General features: G+C 57.1%; 19 protein-coding genes. 9 read left to right on the top strand and 10 right to left on the bottom strand.

The window, feature by feature from the left end; genetic code table 11:
* Window positions 1-49: 49 nt before the first annotated feature.
* Window positions 50-1,099, top strand: coding sequence for a ferrochelatase (hemH, locus tag AC2FH9_RS16440; protein WP_496872253.1), 1,050 nt, complete (start codon window positions 50-52; stop codon window positions 1,097-1,099).
* A 75-nt stretch (window positions 1,100-1,174) separates the two neighbouring features.
* On the opposite strand, the gene AC2FH9_RS16435 is transcribed toward hemH, so the two are convergent.
* Window positions 1,175-1,357: a hypothetical protein gene (locus AC2FH9_RS16435; protein ID WP_142638281.1), complete on the bottom strand. Its 183-nt coding sequence runs from the start codon at window positions 1,355-1,357 to the stop codon at window positions 1,175-1,177.
* A gap of 139 nt (window positions 1,358-1,496) precedes the next feature.
* Window positions 1,497-2,096 carry a L,D-transpeptidase gene (locus AC2FH9_RS16430; protein ID WP_281973577.1) on the bottom strand — a complete coding sequence of 200 codons (600 nt, stop codon included), beginning with the start codon at window positions 2,094-2,096 and terminating at the stop codon, window positions 1,497-1,499.
* A gap of 168 nt (window positions 2,097-2,264) precedes the next feature.
* Between AC2FH9_RS16430 and dalA the strand changes: the two genes are divergently transcribed.
* Window positions 2,265-2,780 carry a divisome-associated lipoprotein DalA gene (gene dalA, locus AC2FH9_RS16425; RefSeq protein ID WP_496697377.1) on the top strand — a complete coding sequence of 172 codons (516 nt, stop codon included), beginning with the start codon at window positions 2,265-2,267 and terminating at the stop codon, window positions 2,778-2,780.
* A gap of 50 nt (window positions 2,781-2,830) precedes the next feature.
* Here dalA and AC2FH9_RS16420 read toward each other — a convergent pair whose 3' ends face one another.
* The 7 genes from AC2FH9_RS16420 to AC2FH9_RS16390 all read right to left on the bottom strand — a co-directional run bounded on the left by AC2FH9_RS16420 (window position 2,831) and on the right by AC2FH9_RS16390 (window position 7,615).
* Window positions 2,831-3,295 (bottom strand): PTS sugar transporter subunit IIA, encoded by a 465-nt coding sequence (locus AC2FH9_RS16420; RefSeq protein WP_142638287.1) that lies wholly within the window; start codon window positions 3,293-3,295, stop codon window positions 2,831-2,833.
* A 60-nt stretch (window positions 3,296-3,355) separates the two neighbouring features.
* Entirely contained in the window at window positions 3,356-3,919 is a 564-nt protein-coding gene (gene hpf / locus AC2FH9_RS16415) for a ribosome hibernation-promoting factor, HPF/YfiA family (RefSeq protein WP_271950796.1), read from the bottom strand.
* 252 nt (window positions 3,920-4,171) lie between these two features.
* Window positions 4,172-4,930 carry an LPS export ABC transporter ATP-binding protein gene (gene lptB, locus AC2FH9_RS16410; protein ID WP_142638291.1) on the bottom strand — a complete coding sequence of 253 codons (759 nt, stop codon included), beginning with the start codon at window positions 4,928-4,930 and terminating at the stop codon, window positions 4,172-4,174.
* Complete coding sequence (locus AC2FH9_RS16405; RefSeq protein ID WP_142638458.1) at window positions 4,930-5,382, bottom strand: LptA/OstA family protein; 453 nt, start codon at window positions 5,380-5,382, stop codon at window positions 4,930-4,932. Before AC2FH9_RS16405 ends, lptB begins: the two co-directional genes overlap by 1 nt.
* A gap of 42 nt (window positions 5,383-5,424) precedes the next feature.
* Complete coding sequence (locus AC2FH9_RS16400) at window positions 5,425-6,024, bottom strand: LPS export ABC transporter periplasmic protein LptC (protein ID WP_496697374.1); 600 nt, start codon at window positions 6,022-6,024, stop codon at window positions 5,425-5,427.
* Between the two features lie 11 nt (window positions 6,025-6,035).
* Window positions 6,036-7,004, bottom strand: coding sequence for a KpsF/GutQ family sugar-phosphate isomerase (locus tag AC2FH9_RS16395; protein ID WP_281973575.1), 969 nt, complete (start codon window positions 7,002-7,004; stop codon window positions 6,036-6,038).
* On the bottom strand, window positions 7,001-7,615 hold the full coding sequence (locus AC2FH9_RS16390) for a ribonuclease D (RefSeq protein WP_496697372.1): 615 nt from the start codon (window positions 7,613-7,615) through the stop codon (window positions 7,001-7,003). The genes AC2FH9_RS16395 and AC2FH9_RS16390 overlap by 4 nt, the downstream gene beginning before the upstream one ends.
* Before the next feature lie 161 nt (window positions 7,616-7,776).
* On the opposite strand from AC2FH9_RS16390, the gene AC2FH9_RS16385 reads away from it, so the two are divergent.
* The 7 genes from AC2FH9_RS16385 to AC2FH9_RS16355 all read left to right on the top strand — a co-directional run bounded on the left by AC2FH9_RS16385 (window position 7,777) and on the right by AC2FH9_RS16355 (window position 14,687).
* Window positions 7,777-9,096: an MFS transporter gene (locus AC2FH9_RS16385; RefSeq protein WP_496872249.1), complete on the top strand. Its 1,320-nt coding sequence runs from the start codon at window positions 7,777-7,779 to the stop codon at window positions 9,094-9,096.
* A 55-nt stretch (window positions 9,097-9,151) separates the two neighbouring features.
* Window positions 9,152-9,580, top strand: a complete 429-nt coding sequence (locus tag AC2FH9_RS16380) for an Lrp/AsnC family transcriptional regulator (RefSeq protein WP_142638301.1) — start codon at window positions 9,152-9,154, stop codon at window positions 9,578-9,580.
* Window positions 9,581-9,653: 73 nt separating this feature from the next.
* Window positions 9,654-10,352: a lytic transglycosylase domain-containing protein gene (locus AC2FH9_RS16375; protein ID WP_496872247.1), complete on the top strand. Its 699-nt coding sequence runs from the start codon at window positions 9,654-9,656 to the stop codon at window positions 10,350-10,352.
* Window positions 10,353-10,421: 69 nt separating this feature from the next.
* On the top strand, window positions 10,422-12,449 hold the full coding sequence (gene flhA, locus AC2FH9_RS16370; RefSeq protein ID WP_496872309.1) for a flagellar biosynthesis protein FlhA: 2,028 nt from the start codon (window positions 10,422-10,424) through the stop codon (window positions 12,447-12,449).
* Window positions 12,446-13,219 carry a flagellar biosynthetic protein FliR gene (locus AC2FH9_RS16365; protein WP_496697366.1) on the top strand — a complete coding sequence of 258 codons (774 nt, stop codon included), beginning with the start codon at window positions 12,446-12,448 and terminating at the stop codon, window positions 13,217-13,219. The genes flhA and AC2FH9_RS16365 overlap by 4 nt, the downstream gene beginning before the upstream one ends.
* Window positions 13,216-14,301 carry a flagellar type III secretion system protein FlhB gene (flhB, locus tag AC2FH9_RS16360; protein ID WP_496872245.1) on the top strand — a complete coding sequence of 362 codons (1,086 nt, stop codon included), beginning with the start codon at window positions 13,216-13,218 and terminating at the stop codon, window positions 14,299-14,301. Before AC2FH9_RS16365 ends, flhB begins: the two co-directional genes overlap by 4 nt.
* Window positions 14,301-14,687 (top strand): hypothetical protein, encoded by a 387-nt coding sequence (locus AC2FH9_RS16355; protein ID WP_496697364.1) that lies wholly within the window; start codon window positions 14,301-14,303, stop codon window positions 14,685-14,687. The genes flhB and AC2FH9_RS16355 overlap by 1 nt, the downstream gene beginning before the upstream one ends.
* A 17-nt stretch (window positions 14,688-14,704) precedes the next feature.
* Here AC2FH9_RS16355 and AC2FH9_RS16350 read toward each other — a convergent pair whose 3' ends face one another.
* Window positions 14,705-15,214 (bottom strand): flagellar basal body-associated protein FliL, encoded by a 510-nt coding sequence (locus tag AC2FH9_RS16350; protein WP_496697362.1) that lies wholly within the window; start codon window positions 15,212-15,214, stop codon window positions 14,705-14,707.
* Window positions 15,215-15,221 lie beyond the last annotated feature (7 nt).

The following is a 15,221-nucleotide window of genomic DNA, read 5'->3' as shown; positions in this document are numbered from 1 at the left end:
GAATTCCGGTTATCTCAGCCCGAAGCAAAGACATCTCAGGAAGTGAAACATGTTTGACGCCACACGCCCCGATCATGCCCCGGCGGATCACCCCAAAGTCAAAACGGGCCGCGTCGGCATCCTGCTGGCCAATCTCGGCACCCCCGACGATTACAGCTATTGGCCCATGCGCAGTTATTTGAACGAGTTTCTGTCGGACCAGCGCGTGATCGACTATCCCAAGTGGAAATGGCAACCAATCCTGCAGGGGATCATCCTGACCAAACGGCCCTTCAGCTCGGGTGAGGCGTACAAGTCGATCTGGAACCACGACAAGGGCGAAAGCCCGCTGATGACGATCACCAAAGAGCAGACCGCCAAGATGCGGGACGCGATGACGGAACGCTATGGCGACAGGGTCATGGTCGAGTTCTGCATGCGCTATGGCAACCCATCGACCAAATCAAAGGTCCAGGAAATGGTCGCAGCGGGCTGCGACCGGATTCTGTTCTTTCCGCTTTACCCGCAATACGCAGGCGCCACGACGGCCACGGCCAATGATCAGTTTTTCCGCGCCCTGATGGATGAAACGTGGCAACCCGCCAGCCGCACCGTGCCCGCCTATTTTGACGAACCCGCCTATATCGATGCTTTGGCCGGGTCTGTGGAAAAAGCCTATGCCGCGATGGAAGATAAGCCGGACATACTGGTCTGTTCCTACCACGGCATGCCGGAACGCTACCTGCTACAGGGCGACCCCTATCACTGCCAATGCGCAAAAACGACTCGGTTGCTGAAAGAAAGGTTGGGCTGGTCGGACGACCAGCTTGTATCGACCTTCCAGTCACGATTCGGCCCGGAAGAATGGCTCAAGCCATATACGGTCGACCACGTGGCCGAACTGGCAAAACAGGGTAAGAAGAAGATCGCCGTTATCGCACCAGCGTTTTCCGCCGATTGCATCGAAACGCTGGAAGAGATCAACGAAGAGATCAAAGAGAGTTTTGAGGACGCGGGCGGCGAAAGCTTTACCTATATCCCATGCCTGAACGATGACGAATCGCACATAGCGGCCCTGGGCAAGGTGATCGAGGATAATTTGAAGGGTTGGCTGGACTAAGCCACCCAGTCGACTAGGCACAAAAAAAGGCGGTGGAAAGCTCCACCGCCTTTTCTTTAGATATCGCTTGTCGAATTAGCTTGCTGCAACAGCTGCGGCAACAACAACCAACAGGATCAGCGGCAGGATGATGCCGTTTGACGAACCCTGAGTTTCTTCAACAACAACAGGTGCTTCAACAACCGGCTCTTCCAGGTTGCCTGCATAAGCGGTCGAAGCAGCAGCAGTCAGTGCAGCGGCGAGAACGAGTTTCTTCATATTAACCTCCAGGATACGCACGGTTCCGTATAGTGAAACCATGCACTCAAGACTTACCTCGTGTTTTTTTCTAATCAGCTATCCAACTGGAATGCAAATGGAAGTTGCGTCACAAGCGGGTACCTGCGCGGAAATGTCGTCAAATTAGCAACACTTGCGTGCCAACCTTGGCCATTGAGAACAGTTCGGCAATATCGTTGTTGAAAAGACCGATGCACCCATTCGAAGATCGACGCCCGATTTTGCGCGTATCATGGGTTCCGTGAATTCGGTAATATTTCCAGCTTAGATATAAAGCATGTGTTCCCAATGGGTTATCTGGACCCGGCGGGATATAGTCCGGCCATTCCGGATTTCTTTTCTTCATCGAGGGTGTTGGCGACCAGCTTGGGCCCTCGACCTTGCGGATCACACTGGTCCGGCCGCGGCGCGTCAGCTCTTCGGTCAGGGGAACCGACGACGGGTATAGTTTGTACACCGATTGATCGTCAGACCAGTAATGCAGCGCCCGCGACACTGTATCGACAAGGATAGCGCCGTTTTTCGTGTTGGAAAAATAGGGCTGCCAGTCCAGCGCCCTGAAGCCAGAGATGTTACGGCGCACCGCGGGTTCGTCCTCGGGTGCGGGGCGCAGCGGGTCTCCGGGGGTGTATTGGGCAATCGCAGGCGAGGCGACCAGAGCCGAGACACCCGCGACGAATCCGCGTCGGGTTGTATGAGTAATGCTTTTCTTGACCATGATCGCAGGTCCTTTTCACAGAAAATCTAAAAATCCTGTGCATTTTATTGCCAGAATGCTTCAGTCGCAATTGAAACCGGCAGAATCACGCAGAACAAAGCCATTGTGCGTTTGCCCACAGCCTTCTGTCACGCTATGCCGTATGGCAACACAATAATCAGGTCGATCATGACGCGCATCATTTCATTACTGCTTGCTAGCTTTATTGCACTGGCCGCCTGTACGCCGGGTGGATCCCCAACCTATGGGGCAGATGGGCGCCCCCTGCCAACGGTGTACAAGATCCGTGGCAATCCAGAAAAGCTGCAATTCCGGATGTTGGATTCGGTTAACGCCCTCCGCCAGGCATCGGGCCTTCAGCCGGTACAACTGAATGCTCAGCTCAATGCCGCGGCCGCCACCCATTCCAAGGATATGGCGCGACAGAATCGGCCCTGGCACTTTGGCTCGGACGGATCTTCGCCGTTGGATCGGGCGACGCGCGTCGGCTATTACGGCACCTTCCTCGGCGAGGCGATCTCGGAAACCTATGAGACCGAGACCGAAACGCTGGCCGCCTGGATGCAGGAACCCGGACCGCGAAATGTCATCATGGATGCCAAAGCCACTCAGATGGGCTTTGCCTGGCACCAGGAGAACGGCGGGAAAATCTGGTGGACCCTGGAAATGGGAACCGGCGGTTAAAACGCAAAAGCCCCCGAAAACTGGGGGCTTTTTTATTGCCTTTGGGGCAGTTAAGCCGCCTGGACCGACTGCGCCTCGGTCAGAATTGCATAGAGCTTGACCGGATCAGGATTGGCGCGCAGCTTTGCGCAAACCGACGTATTGCGCAGCGTTCTGGACACCAGTGCAAGCGCCTTTAGGTGGTCCACACCTGCCTCTTCCGGGGCAAACAACGCAAAAGCGACATCAACCGGCTGGCGGTCTACCGCACCGAAATCAATCGGCTTTTCCAGCATTACGAAAACGCCAGCCACTTCGGCCAGATCACCCAGCCGCGCATGTGGCAGGGCAACTCCATGACCAACGCCTGTTGGGCCAAGGCTCTCCCGCTCGAGCAGGCCATCCACAACAACCTGCGCGTCAAGACCAAGGGCCCCCTCGGCAACATCGCCGATTTCCTGAAACAACCGCTTCTTGCTGGAAGCGGCGGACAATACACGTACCGCCTCGGGCTTCAGTATGCTCGAAAGCTCCATGATCACGCTCCATGGCCTTGCCCCTGCTTGCGCAGGGGCTTGCCTTGCTATTCTTGCCTGTTACGGATCAATCCAGCCAATGTTGCCGTCCTCACGGCGATACACGACATTCAATCCGTCCTTGTTTTCATTCCGGAACACCAGCACCGGGGCGCCGGCTAGTTCCATCTGCATAACGGCTTCACCAACACTCAACGATGGGATCTTGGTTTCCATCTCAGCCACGATCATCGGCTGCAGCGTTTCAGGTTCATCAGCCGACTCTGATTCGTCAGAGGCGAGGATATAAGAGGAAGCACCAAAGAGTTCAACCGGCTCGGATCGGTCCTTGTGATGGTCCTTGAGGCGGCGCTTATACCGGCGCAACTGCGTTTCCATCTTGTCACAGCAGGCCTCGAATGCTGCGTAGATTTCGATAGCGTGGGCCTTGGCCTGCGCAGTCAGGCCGGTCGAAAGATGCACGGTGGCTTCGCAAACATACTCATGCGCAGAACGGGAAAAGACGACATTGGCGTCGGTCGGGCGCTGGGCATATTTTCCAACAACCTCCCCTAGCTCGGTCTGCACATGGGTCTGCAGTGCCTCGCCGATGTCGATCTGTTTTCCGCTAATTTGGTAACGCATGTGATCTCCTTCACAATTCACACCCATTTTGACGCTGCGTTACGCAGCGCACGTGTTTTTATCGGGTGGGGGATATCGGCATATTCCGCAGTTGCTGAGAAACGTACCCCTTAGCAAAGGTGCACCGCGATCCCGACTGGAACTGAAGAAATGCCATAACCCAATTGAGGCAAGAGACGGCGGCAGAGTCAATCAAAACAGGCGTGTATATACGTGATTTCAGCCATGCGCTGGGCGCAATTCCGCGCAAGCCTATGAAATACGGAAGTTTTCGCCCAAATAGACCCGGCGGACATTTTCGTTCTCGACGACTTCATCCGGCGTGCCCGACATCAGCACCTGACCATCATGCAGGATATAGGCCCGGTCCACAATTTCCAGCGTTTCGCGCACGTTATGGTCAGTGATCAGCACGCCGATGCCGCGCTTTTTCAGGTCCGCTACCAGATGGCGGATATCGCCGACGCTGATCGGGTCCACGCCTGCAAACGGCTCGTCCAGCAACAGATATTTCGGATCAGCCGCAAGACAACGGGCAATTTCGACACGGCGACGCTCGCCACCGGACAATGCCAATGCCGGGGCGCGGCGCAGATGTTCGATCGAAAAATCGGACAACAGCTCTTCCAGCCGCTCTTTCCTGCGATGGCTGTGCTTCACGGTGATGTCCAGAACGGCGGCAATGTTGTCCTCGACACTCATCCCGCGGAAAATCGACATCTCTTGTGGCAGATATCCGATCCCAAGCCGCGCGCGCCTATACATCGGTAGGGTCGTCACGTTTTGGCCGTCAATGGTCACAGTGCCAGCTTCGGGAAAGACAAGCCCGGCGACCGAATAGAACGTTGTGGTCTTGCCTGATCCGTTCGGACCCAACAAGGCAACCACCTCGGACCGGCCCAACGTCATCGAGACTTCGCGTATCACGGTCTTCTTACGGTATGATTTCCGAAGTTTCTCGATCCTGAGGCCGGAACCGCCTTCGGCCACAGACAAATTCGGACGCTCCATCAGTTGCTATCCGGATTCAGAATGGTTTTGACGCGGCCAGTCATCTTTGCCGTTCCGGTCGTCAGATTGGCATTCATCTGATCGCCGCTGATAACGCTGGGGCCTTGCGTCAAAAGCACATTTCCGCGCATCACGATTTCGCCCGAGTCGATTGTGTATTCGGCCCAGTCGCCTTCGGCTGCATCAGGCGGGCTGACAAGAACCACATCATTTGTCGCCTCCATCCGCTCGATTCCGGACCTGTCAGCGTTGTAGATGACCAGGACCCGCTCGGCGGTCAGGCGCATCTCACCCTGCACGATCAGGACGTTACCGATAAACTCGGCCGTGCCGTCTTCTTGATTGACGTTTAGGGATTCCGAGGTGACCTCGACCGGCTGGCTTGGATCCGCCTTGGCTGACCCGAAGGCGACCTGCGTTTCCTGTGCCGACGCCGAAAAGGCACCGACCATCAGCGCAAAACTAACAACAGCAAATCGCAAATCAATCACGGCTTATCTTTCTGTTTTTTCAGGCTCGTATACCAGCTTAACACCATCTGTAAAAAGAATATGGACCGGCCCATCCTTTTTTTCGGTTCCAAATGTCATCCGTCCCGCGGAGAAATCACCGATGATGCCGGTGCCATCGACCTGACCCGGAGTGTCGCCGCGGATTTCATCCAGAGAGGTATTCAGAAGATCAGTTCTGACCTGAATTCCGTCTGTCGTCGTTATCAGGACGTCCCCAACAAACGTTGCGGAATTCTTGTCCGGGCGGATCATACCGGAATTTGAATCCATCGTTATGATGCCGCCATTCAACAATCCCAACCGCCCTCTAAATTCGGCAGTCGTGGGCAATGACCCTTCGCGCCCCTGGGTCGCTTGGGCCGCCTGAATTTGAACTTCCTCGCCTTTTCTGGTTGTTCCAAGATAATGGGGTTGGGTCACCACTTGGTCAGCCAGACGTTCATCTATGTCTTTTTGGGTAAACGGAACGGACACGCTGGTTTCGATGCTGCGTGACAGCAGGAAAACCGTCGACAGCAGCACAATGGCTGCCAAAGGCAGCAACACCTTCAGAAATTGCACCATCCGGGAATGTCCGTCCATCGAACGCCCCTCTACCCCAAACCAACGCGCAGGCAATCGTGGATATGTAGCACGCCCAAGGCCTGGCGATCACTGCCCTCTTCGACCACAAACAAAGAGGTGATCTTGCGGTCATTCATGATGGCCACCGCCTCTTCGGCCAACGCGCCGGGCGGGATGGTTGTTGGGTTCTGCGTCATCACCTGCTCGGCCGTTTTGCCCAGCAAGCCCTCCATATGACGCCGCAGGTCGCCATCGGTGATGATGCCCACCACCTGACCTTGCGGATCAGTAACCCCGGCAACGCCAAAGCCCTTGCGGCTGATCTCGATAAGCGCATCGCTCATGGGTGTTCCGACCGAAACCAGCGGCAACGCATCGCCCTTGTGCATCAGATCCTGCACCGTGCTCAGCTGTGCGCCTAGTTTGCCACCGGGATGAAAGGCGCGGAAATCTTCGGGTTTGAAGTTGCGATACTTCATCAACGCTATCGCCAGCGCGTCGCCCATGGCCAAAGTCAACGTCGTGGAGATCGAAGGCACCATGCCATAGCCGCAGGCCTCGCCCAGTGACGGGATCAAAAGATGCACGTCTGCCTGTTTCATCAGCGTGCTTTCCGGCTTGCTGGACAGGCCAATCAGTGGAATGCCAAAGCGGCGGGTAAAAGCCAGCAGGTTGGCAAGCTCTGGCGCTTCGCCCGAATTCGAGATGGCCAGAACCACATCGCCTTTTGAAACCATGCCCAGATCGCCATGGCTGGCCTCGGCCGGGTGCACGAAATAGGCCGGTGTACCGGTGCTGGCCAGCGTGGCCGCGATCTTGTGCCCGATATGACCCGACTTGCCGATGCCGCTGATGATGATGCGGCCCGAGGCCTGCAAAATCAGCTGAACCGCTTGGGCAAAATGTTCATCCAGACCGTCGGCCAGTACCTCCAGCGCGCGGGCCTCGTCTGTCACCACCTGACGGGCGGTTCTCAGAAATGCTTCGGTATCAGTCATGAGTGCGCAAAAATATCCGTTTCTGGCCATCCGGCGAGATCGAGTTTCGCACGCATCGGCAAGAAGTCAAAACAGGCCTGCGCCATCTCGGTCCGGCCCTCTCGCGCCAGGCGCTTGTTCAACTCCTCCCGCAGGCGGTGCAGATACAGAACATCCGAGGCGGCATAGTCCAGCTGCGCCTCGCTCAACGTTTCGGCGCCCCAGTCGCTCATCTGTTGTTGTTTCGAAATATCGACGCCGATCAGCTCACTGCACAGGTTTTTCAGCCCGTGCCGGTCGGTATAGGTGCGCACCAGACGGCTGGCGATCTTGGTGCAATAGACTGGCGCGGCTAACGCACCAAAGGCGTGATACATCGCGGCAATGTCGAAACGACCAAAATGGAACAGTTTCAGCACATCCGGGTTTTCCAGCATGGCACGCAAGTTCGGTGCCTCGGTCTGGCCCTTTTCGACCTGAACGATATGCGAATTGCCATCGCCGCCCGACATCTGGATCACGCAGAGGCGGTCGCGATGCGGGTTTAGACCCATGGTTTCACAGTCAATGGCCACCACCGGCCCCATATCCAACCCGTCCGGCAGGTCGTTTTTGTACAAATAGTTAGCCACCCGAGTAATCCTTTGCGCGGTATCGCCACCGAGATAGGCGCTTTATTCCCTAAACTCAACGCCATCCCTGTACGCCAGCCGGTTGCCGCTGTCGCAGTTGGTCAAGACCTAAACGAAGGTTTGGGGTGACAGAGCCTTTAGACTGCGGCAGATATCAATCAATGTTAAGCGTTCTGAGAAACCGGACCTATCGCCACCTGTTGGCCGCGCAGATCGTTGCCCTGACGGGCACTGGGCTGGCCACGGTCGCGCTGGGTCTGTTGGCCTTTGAACTGGCAGGGGATGCGGCCGGGCTGGTGTTGGGCACCGCGATGACCATCAAAATGGTGGCCTATGTCACGGTCGCGCCATTGGCGGCCGCTTTTGCCGAGCGGCTGGATCGGCGCAAGATGCTGGTGGTGCTTGACCTGATCCGTGCGGCTGTCGCGCTGTGTCTGCCTTTTGTGACCGAGGTCTGGCAGGTCTATGTCCTGATTTTCGTGCTGCAATCTGCCTCGGCCGGATTTACCCCTGCATTTCAGGCTACAATCCCCGATGTACTGACAGATGAGCGCGAATACACCCGCGCCCTGTCCCTATCGCGGGTGGCATATGATCTGGAGAGCCTGCTAAGCCCCGTATTCGCCGCAGCCCTGTTGTTGTTGGTCAGCTTCAACAGCCTGTTCTGGGGCACCGCCCTGGGATTTGTCGCTTCGGCGCTGCTGGTGGTGTCGGTGGCTTTGCCATCACCCAAACCAAGTAAGCCGCGCGGGATATACGAACGGACAACACGTGGCATACGCATCTACTTGAACACACCCCGGCTGCGGGGCCTTCTTGCCCTGAGTTGGAGCGCGGCGGCACTCAGCTCAATGGTGATCGTCAACACTGTGGTCATCGTGCGATCAGATCTGGGGCTGTCGGAAAGCGCCGTTGCCGCTGCGCTGGCCGGTTTTGGTGGCGGCTCTATGCTTGCCGCTTTTGTCCTGCCCCGGATGCTGGACCGGATCGAGGATCGAAAGGTCATGTTGGCCGGCGCCCTTCTGTGCTGCACCACCATGGCCGGAGCCGCCGCGATATTTGCGACAACCCCGCTGTCTTTGGGTCTGTTGATCGTTTTGTGGGCCCTAGCTGGCTTTGGCTATTCCACCACGCTGACGCCGTCTGGCCGCCTGCTGACCCGCTCGGCCCATCCCGAAGACCGCCCCGCCGTCTTTGCGGCCCAATTCACGCTGTCTCATTGCTGTTGGCTGGTGCTGTATCCTCTGGCAGGCGGGCTGATGACCCTGTTTGGGGCCACAACCGCCCTGAGCTTTATGGCGGCGATGTCCTTTCTGGGTATTATCGGTGCGGTCACCCTGTGGCCGCGTTCTGATCTGCATTCGGTGATCCACGACCATCCTGACCTGCCGCGTGACCATCCGCACATGGCCGGCACGCCACCGCATGCTCATCCCGTCATAATAGACGACCTGCACCCCCGTATCCCGCGTGAGCCTTGAGCCCTGCTGCCGTTTTGCCCTAAACCGGAAAAACCAGACCCGCACCGGAGCGCCAATGGATCAGCTTGACCGCCGCATCATCTCAGTCCTGCAACATAATGCCCGCGAGTCGACCACAAAAATCGCGGCAAAACTGGGCGTTGCCCGGACAACCGTGCACGAACGCATCAGCCGGATGGAAGAACGCGGCATCATTGCCGGCTATTCCGTGATCCTGAACAGCCCCGAAGATGCCCCCCGCGTCCAGGTTGTCGTTCTGCTCGAGGTCCAACAGAAGGAAACCACCCGTATCATCAAGCGGCTCGAGGCCTATCCCGAGGTTAAACTCTGTCTTTCGATCAACGGTGACTTTGACCTGCTGTTGACCGCTGACGCGCCAAGGATCGAGGATCTGGATATTCTCGTTGATGATCTGGCACGAATCCCCGGTGTTCTGCGCACCAATACGAGCGTTGTTTTTGGCCGGCGGATTGATCGAATCTGATTGACTGATAACCCTCTGTAAACCAAGGCAAGGCTAGCGTGGCCCGGATTGATCAGAATCCCGGACCGGCAGAATGCCAAATCGCCTATTCATTGTCATAGCATGTGTTGCGTTGCTTCTGGCAGCGCGTCAGAGCTTTGCGGGCGCGGAGGCCCGGATGTCTCAGACATGTGATCAGGCCGCCCGCCGCGCGGCCCTCGTCCAAGACATACCGCTTGATGTTTTGCGTGCCATAACGCGGGTTGAAACTGGCCGCGCGATCAAAGGCCGACTTGAGCCTTGGCCATGGGCAATCAATGTCGAAGGGCGCGGCCATTGGTTCCAATCTGAGCAGGAGGCTAAAGCCTATGTCGCGGATATTTTCCAAGCCGGAAAGCGCAGCTTCGATATCGGGTGCTTTCAAATCAACTATCGCTGGCACGGGCAGGCCTTTCAGTCGATTGATGCCATGTTCGATCCCGAGACAAACGCCAATTACGCGGCCCGGTTTCTGAAACAACTATATTCCGAACTTGGGTCGTGGCCGGCAGCGGCGGGGGCCTATCACTCGCGAACCCCGGCTTTGGCCAAGACCTATTCCAGCCGCTACCAGATTGTTCATGCTCAACTTGACCCGGGCACGGCGGTGCAAACTGCCCGCATGTCGCGTGATCCCTTCACACAACCCGCCGCACCGCTGTTCCCGGTGCAAATCACCCAGTTTCCGACGGGTGCGATGGGCTCTTTGATGCCAGCCGCGGACACCCAAACAGCCTTCATCGCCTTCAACTAGGAGAATTACGTGCCCAGACTTGACGTCCGCTCCCTGTTTTCTCCGACTGTTTTGCTGGCGCTTGCGTTGATGACCGTCATCGTAATGATGATCCTGCCCATGCCGTCCTGGGTCCTGGATGTCGGGCTGGCCACGTCCTTCGCCCTGGCGATCCTGATTTTCACGCTGACCCTGTTTATCGAGCGGCCGCTGGATTTCTCTTCCTTCCCGACCATCCTTCTGGGGTCTTTGATGCTCCGGCTGTCGTTGAACGTCTCATCGACCAAGCTGATTATCGGTCAGGGGCATACCGGCCCCAATGCCGCCGGCGATGTGATCGAGGGATTCGCAAGCTTCGTCATGGGCGGTAGCATATTCCTGGGCCTTGTCGTGTTCGGCGTCCTGTTGATCGTGAACTTTATGGTCATCAACAAAGGCGCGGCCCGCATGGCCGAAGTTGGTGCGCGATTTGCCCTGGATGGGATGCCCGGGAAACAGTTGGCCATCGACAGTGATATGTCCGCGGGCGCGATCGACCATCAAGAGGCCAAGGAGCGGCGCGAACGGGAACAACAGGAAACCACCTTTTTCGGCTCGCTCGACGGGGCGTCGAAATTTGTCAAAGGCGACGCGGTTGCCGGGCTTTTGATCACCCTGCTGAATCTGGTCATGGGTCTGGTCATGGGCGTGATCGTGCATGAGATGCCGGTGTCATCGGCGTTCGAAACCTACGCCATCCTGACGGTTGGCGATGGTTTGGTCTCGCAGATACCGGCTGTGATCATCTCGATTGCCTCCGCTTTGCTTCTGGCGCGTGGTGGAACACAGGGCGCAACTGACACCGCCATCTTATCGCAACTGGGGCGCCACCCGGCCGCCCTTGGCACTGTTGCCGGGTTGATGGTGCTTTTCGCGCTGGTTCCCGGCCTGCCATTTCTGCCCTTTATTCTGGGGGCCTGCGTTTTGGGCTATGCCGCCTATGCGGTGCACCGAAAACAGCAAAAGCAAGAGACCCAGGTTCAAACTGCGACGGATGAGACGGACACAGCGGTGTCACAAGCGATTGGCGATATTCTCGACCTCGATGATGTTCACCTGGAATTCGCACCGGATCTGGTCAGCATGGTCCTGAACCAGGGCACCGGACTAGATGCACGCATTGCGAATATGCGGACCTATGTCGCCTCGACCTTTGGATTGATCCTGCCCGATATCCGTCTGACCGATCGGGCCGAGCTACCGATGGGGACATATGTCATCAAGGTACATGGGGTGGAACAGGCCCGTGGTGCCCTGAACCCCGATCTGATTCTGGCGCTGGTTCAGGACGGGCACGATCTTTTGCCCGAGGGCAGGGATGTCACCGAACCCGTCTATGGTGCCCCTGCGCGTTGGATCCTGCCCAAAGATCAAGAGGCCGCAGCTATGAGCGGCGCGACGATTGTCTCGCCCCCGGAAATACTGGCAACACATCTGCTGGAAATCATCAAACAGAACTTCTCGCGTCTGTTGACGCTGAAGGCGCTACGCAGGCTGCTATCAGAAATGGCCCGGCTCAGCGACCCGGTCCGGGCCGAGGCAAACCGGAAAATGCTGGACGAGTTGATCCCCGACAAGGTTCCAATCGACACACTTCACGCAGTCCTGCGCCTGTTGCTGGACGAACGGGTTTCGATCCGCAATCTGGCGCTTATCCTCGAAAGCATCGCCGAGGCGCGCCTGACCACCACGCAACCCGAAGGGATTTGCGAACTGGTGCGACAGCGGCTTGGGTTCCAGCTTGTGGCCGACATGAAACGCGAAGACGGGTCGATCCCGCTGATCCAGCTGGCACCGGAATGGGAAGACACATTTGCCACCTATCAGGTCGATGCGCCCAATGCCGGGCTGGATGTCGCCCTGCCGCCGAACCTGTTCAACAAGCTTGCGGACGGCGTGGTGGACAGTGTCTCGCATTCCGCCGACCATGGTATCTTTCCTGCGGTCGTGACCTCGACCCGGCGCCGCAGGCTGCTGCGTACGATCATGCATGCGCGCGGCGTGTCCAATCCGGTTTTGTCATTTGAGGAAATCGGGCTCGAGGCGCGGCCCGCACTTGTAGGCACGGTACCCGCATGATCGCCCTCCCACCCGAACTCTTGCCGCACCTGGGCTCTGGGGCCTGGCATTTCTTCGGTGTTTTCCTGCGCGTTTCGGCAATGGTATCCTTGATGCCTGCATTCGGAGAACGCAGCATCCCCACCCGTGTCAAACTTGGCACTGCCGTTGCCTTTACGTTGATCGTGGCACCGGCAGTGCCGACAAAGGAATTCAATCCCGAATTCCTGTCCATGGTCCAGCTGATCACCACCGAAATTCTTGTCGGAATGGCGCTGGGGATGGCGCTGCGCATCTTTGTTCTGACCCTGCAGACGGCAGGGTCCATCGCCGCACAGGCAACGTCACTCTCGCAAATTCTGGGCGGGGCAGCGGCTGATCCGGTTCCGGCCATGGGCTATCTGCTGACGCTGGCCGGGTTGGCCCTTGCTGTACTACTTGGCCTGCACATCCGTTTGGCAGAGTTCTTGATCCACAGCTACGATCTGTTTCCCACCGGCGCCATGCCCGCAGCTCCGGATTTGTCCCAATGGGGCGTGGAACGGGTCTCGTACAGTTTCAGCCTGGCATTCGCCCTGGCGATGCCTTTTGTGATTGCCTCTTTGATCTACAACCTTGCGCTTGGTGTCATCAACCGCGCCATGCCACAGCTGATGGTGGCATTTGTCGGCGCCCCGGCCATCACATTTGCGGGGCTGTTCCTGCTGTTCGCCGGTGCGCCTCTGATCCTGTCGGTCTGGTCCGATGCCCTGTTTGACTTCATGCAGAACCCGCTGAGAGATCCGAGATGAGTGCATCAGACGACGACAGCGACAAGTCATACGACCCGACGCCGCAAAAGCTTCTGAAAGCACGGGAAAAGGGTGAGGTCGCCAAATCAAACGACCTGTCTGTTGTCGCCGCTTATGTCGGGCTGCTGATCGGTTTGCTTTTTGCAGGCCAAATGGGCGTTCAGCATCTGGGCACCTTGTTTGTCGTCCTGTTCGACCAATCCGATAAGATCAGCACCATGTTGACGGCTGGCCCGGCCGACGGCCTGGTGGGTGGGATGCTGGGCAAGGCCGCAATCTCAATGGCAACGATATTTGTTCTTCCCGCCACTGCGGTTTTGCTAAGCCTGATCGCCCAAAAGGCCCTGGTTTTTGCCCCCAGCAAGCTGCAGCCCAAGCTGTCTCGAATTTCGATCCTCTCCAACGCCAAGAACAAATTCGGGCGCGGCGGTCTGTTCGAATTTGCCAAAAGCTTTGCGAAGCTGCTGATTTACTGCGTCTGCCTGTTAATGTTTCTGCGCGCCAACCTGCCCGAGATTCTGACCGCCAGCGCTGCGCCGCCGCAATCGTCGATCGTCTTGATGATGAATCTTTTATTCCGGTTCCTCTTCATCGTCGTCACCATCGCACTGGCCATCGGAGTCGTCGACTATATGTGGCAATACTCCGAACATATGCGCAAAAACCGGATGTCCCGCAAAGAAATTCAGGACGAGACCAAAGACGCCGAAGGCGACCCGCATGTCAAACAACAGCGCCGCCAGCGCGCGCAGGAAATTGCGACAAATCAGATGATGGCCGATGTCCCAACCGCGGATGTGGTCATCGTGAACCCGACCCATTATGCGGTTGCTCTCAAATGGCAGCGGACGGCCGGGTCGGCACCGATCTGCGTGGCGAAAGGCGTCGACCAGATTGCAGCCGCCATCCGCGCCTCGGCGGCCGAGGCCGGGGTTCCGATCCACTCGGATCCCCCCACCGCGCGGGCGCTCCATGCGACCGTCGAAATCGGGAATGAGATCGCCCCCGAACACTATCGCCCGGTCGCAGCGGCCATTCGCTTTGCTGAAGCCATGCGCAAACGTGCGAAGGACAAAATCTGATGCGGTTTACCGGACTTGCCGATCTGGAGCGTTTATCCGACGCGACCTTCCAAAAAGAGCAACAGACCTTGCGCCCATATGTCGAAGCCGAGGCCGAGATTTTGCAAAAACTGAGTCGATTGGATGCACAGCTTCAGCAGACCCGACAAAACAGCGGTCAAGCTGATGGATATCAGGTCACCGGCACTGATGTTCTGTGGCGTGGATGGGAAGAGGCAACCCGACGAAAACTCAATACAGACCTCGCGCGCGTCCGAGCGCAAAAGCTAACCAAGATGCATGCCTTGCGGAAAGCGTTCGGACGCAAACAGGCCCTAGGACAGCTGATTGAAGAAGAACAAAAGGCCCGCCGAGACATGCTTATGAAAAAGCGATCGCGGCAATAAGCGGGCCGAAACAGGCTTCAAGTATCCTGACGGTTAACACTCATGATCAGGACTTGCAGCACGTCATCACCCAAATCCTTCTTGGCGACCTGCAGCAAAGCCTTTCGGACCAAATCCAGATTGTCGGATTCCGTAAAGTTGCCGTTGAAACCACCGGTATTTGCGTGATCGAACAGAACCTGCAGAAACCCATCCCTCAACTTTGGCTCAAACTCATAAATCGTTTCAGCAACGCCGGGTTTGGTTTCCAGGCTCAGCGACATTGTGACTAATGCGGCAATCCGGTCGGACTTCACGACCGGGATCACAAACTGTTTCGTCATCTTCAGATATTCATACTTGCTGGACGTATCCTTTTTGTCCGACTTGGTCTTAGTGGCCTTCTCCTTGGCTTTCTTGGGTTCGGCGGCAGCGGATTTATCCATGTCACCATCTTTGGTTTTTTCAGAAGGAGACATGGCAATTCCCGCACCAATTCCACCGCCTAGGCCAACAAGCAGAAACAATATAGGAATTAGATTTTTCATTGTTATA

The sequence above is a fragment of the Ruegeria sp. CDSC081 genome, from assembly GCF_059610485.1.
This window is presented reverse-complemented; position numbering and strand designations above follow the sequence as displayed.

Excerpts from the sequence above, each read along its gene's own strand:
- dalA (WP_496697377.1), top strand. The coding sequence starts at position 2,265 with ATGACGCGCATCATTTCATTACTGCTTGCTAGCTTTATTGCACTGGCC.
- AC2FH9_RS16350 (WP_496697362.1), bottom strand. The coding sequence starts at position 15,214 with ATGAAAAATCTAATTCCTATATTGTTTCTGCTTGTTGGCCTAGGCGGT.
- lptB (WP_142638291.1), bottom strand. The coding sequence starts at position 4,930 with ATGGAGCGTCCGAATTTGTCTGTGGCCGAAGGCGGTTCCGGCCTCAGG.
- AC2FH9_RS16365 (WP_496697366.1), top strand. The coding sequence starts at position 12,446 with ATGATCGCCCTCCCACCCGAACTCTTGCCGCACCTGGGCTCTGGGGCC.
- AC2FH9_RS16380 (WP_142638301.1), top strand. The coding sequence starts at position 9,152 with ATGGATCAGCTTGACCGCCGCATCATCTCAGTCCTGCAACATAATGCC.
- AC2FH9_RS16385 (WP_496872249.1), top strand. The coding sequence starts at position 7,777 with ATGTTAAGCGTTCTGAGAAACCGGACCTATCGCCACCTGTTGGCCGCG.
- AC2FH9_RS16375 (WP_496872247.1), top strand. The coding sequence starts at position 9,654 with ATGCCAAATCGCCTATTCATTGTCATAGCATGTGTTGCGTTGCTTCTG.
- AC2FH9_RS16420 (WP_142638287.1), bottom strand. The coding sequence starts at position 3,295 with ATGGAGCTTTCGAGCATACTGAAGCCCGAGGCGGTACGTGTATTGTCC.
- AC2FH9_RS16435 (WP_142638281.1), bottom strand. The coding sequence starts at position 1,357 with ATGAAGAAACTCGTTCTCGCCGCTGCACTGACTGCTGCTGCTTCGACC.
- AC2FH9_RS16400 (WP_496697374.1), bottom strand. The coding sequence starts at position 6,024 with ATGGACGGACATTCCCGGATGGTGCAATTTCTGAAGGTGTTGCTGCCT.
- hemH (WP_496872253.1), top strand. The coding sequence starts at position 50 with ATGTTTGACGCCACACGCCCCGATCATGCCCCGGCGGATCACCCCAAA.
- AC2FH9_RS16355 (WP_496697364.1), top strand. The coding sequence starts at position 14,301 with ATGCGGTTTACCGGACTTGCCGATCTGGAGCGTTTATCCGACGCGACC.
- flhB (WP_496872245.1), top strand. The coding sequence starts at position 13,216 with ATGAGTGCATCAGACGACGACAGCGACAAGTCATACGACCCGACGCCG.
- AC2FH9_RS16395 (WP_281973575.1), bottom strand. The coding sequence starts at position 7,004 with ATGACTGATACCGAAGCATTTCTGAGAACCGCCCGTCAGGTGGTGACA.
- AC2FH9_RS16405 (WP_142638458.1), bottom strand. The coding sequence starts at position 5,382 with ATGGTCGGTGCCTTTTCGGCGTCGGCACAGGAAACGCAGGTCGCCTTC.
- hpf (WP_271950796.1), bottom strand. The coding sequence starts at position 3,919 with ATGCGTTACCAAATTAGCGGAAAACAGATCGACATCGGCGAGGCACTG.
- flhA (WP_496872309.1), top strand. The coding sequence starts at position 10,422 with ATGACCGTCATCGTAATGATGATCCTGCCCATGCCGTCCTGGGTCCTG.
- AC2FH9_RS16430 (WP_281973577.1), bottom strand. The coding sequence starts at position 2,096 with ATGGTCAAGAAAAGCATTACTCATACAACCCGACGCGGATTCGTCGCG.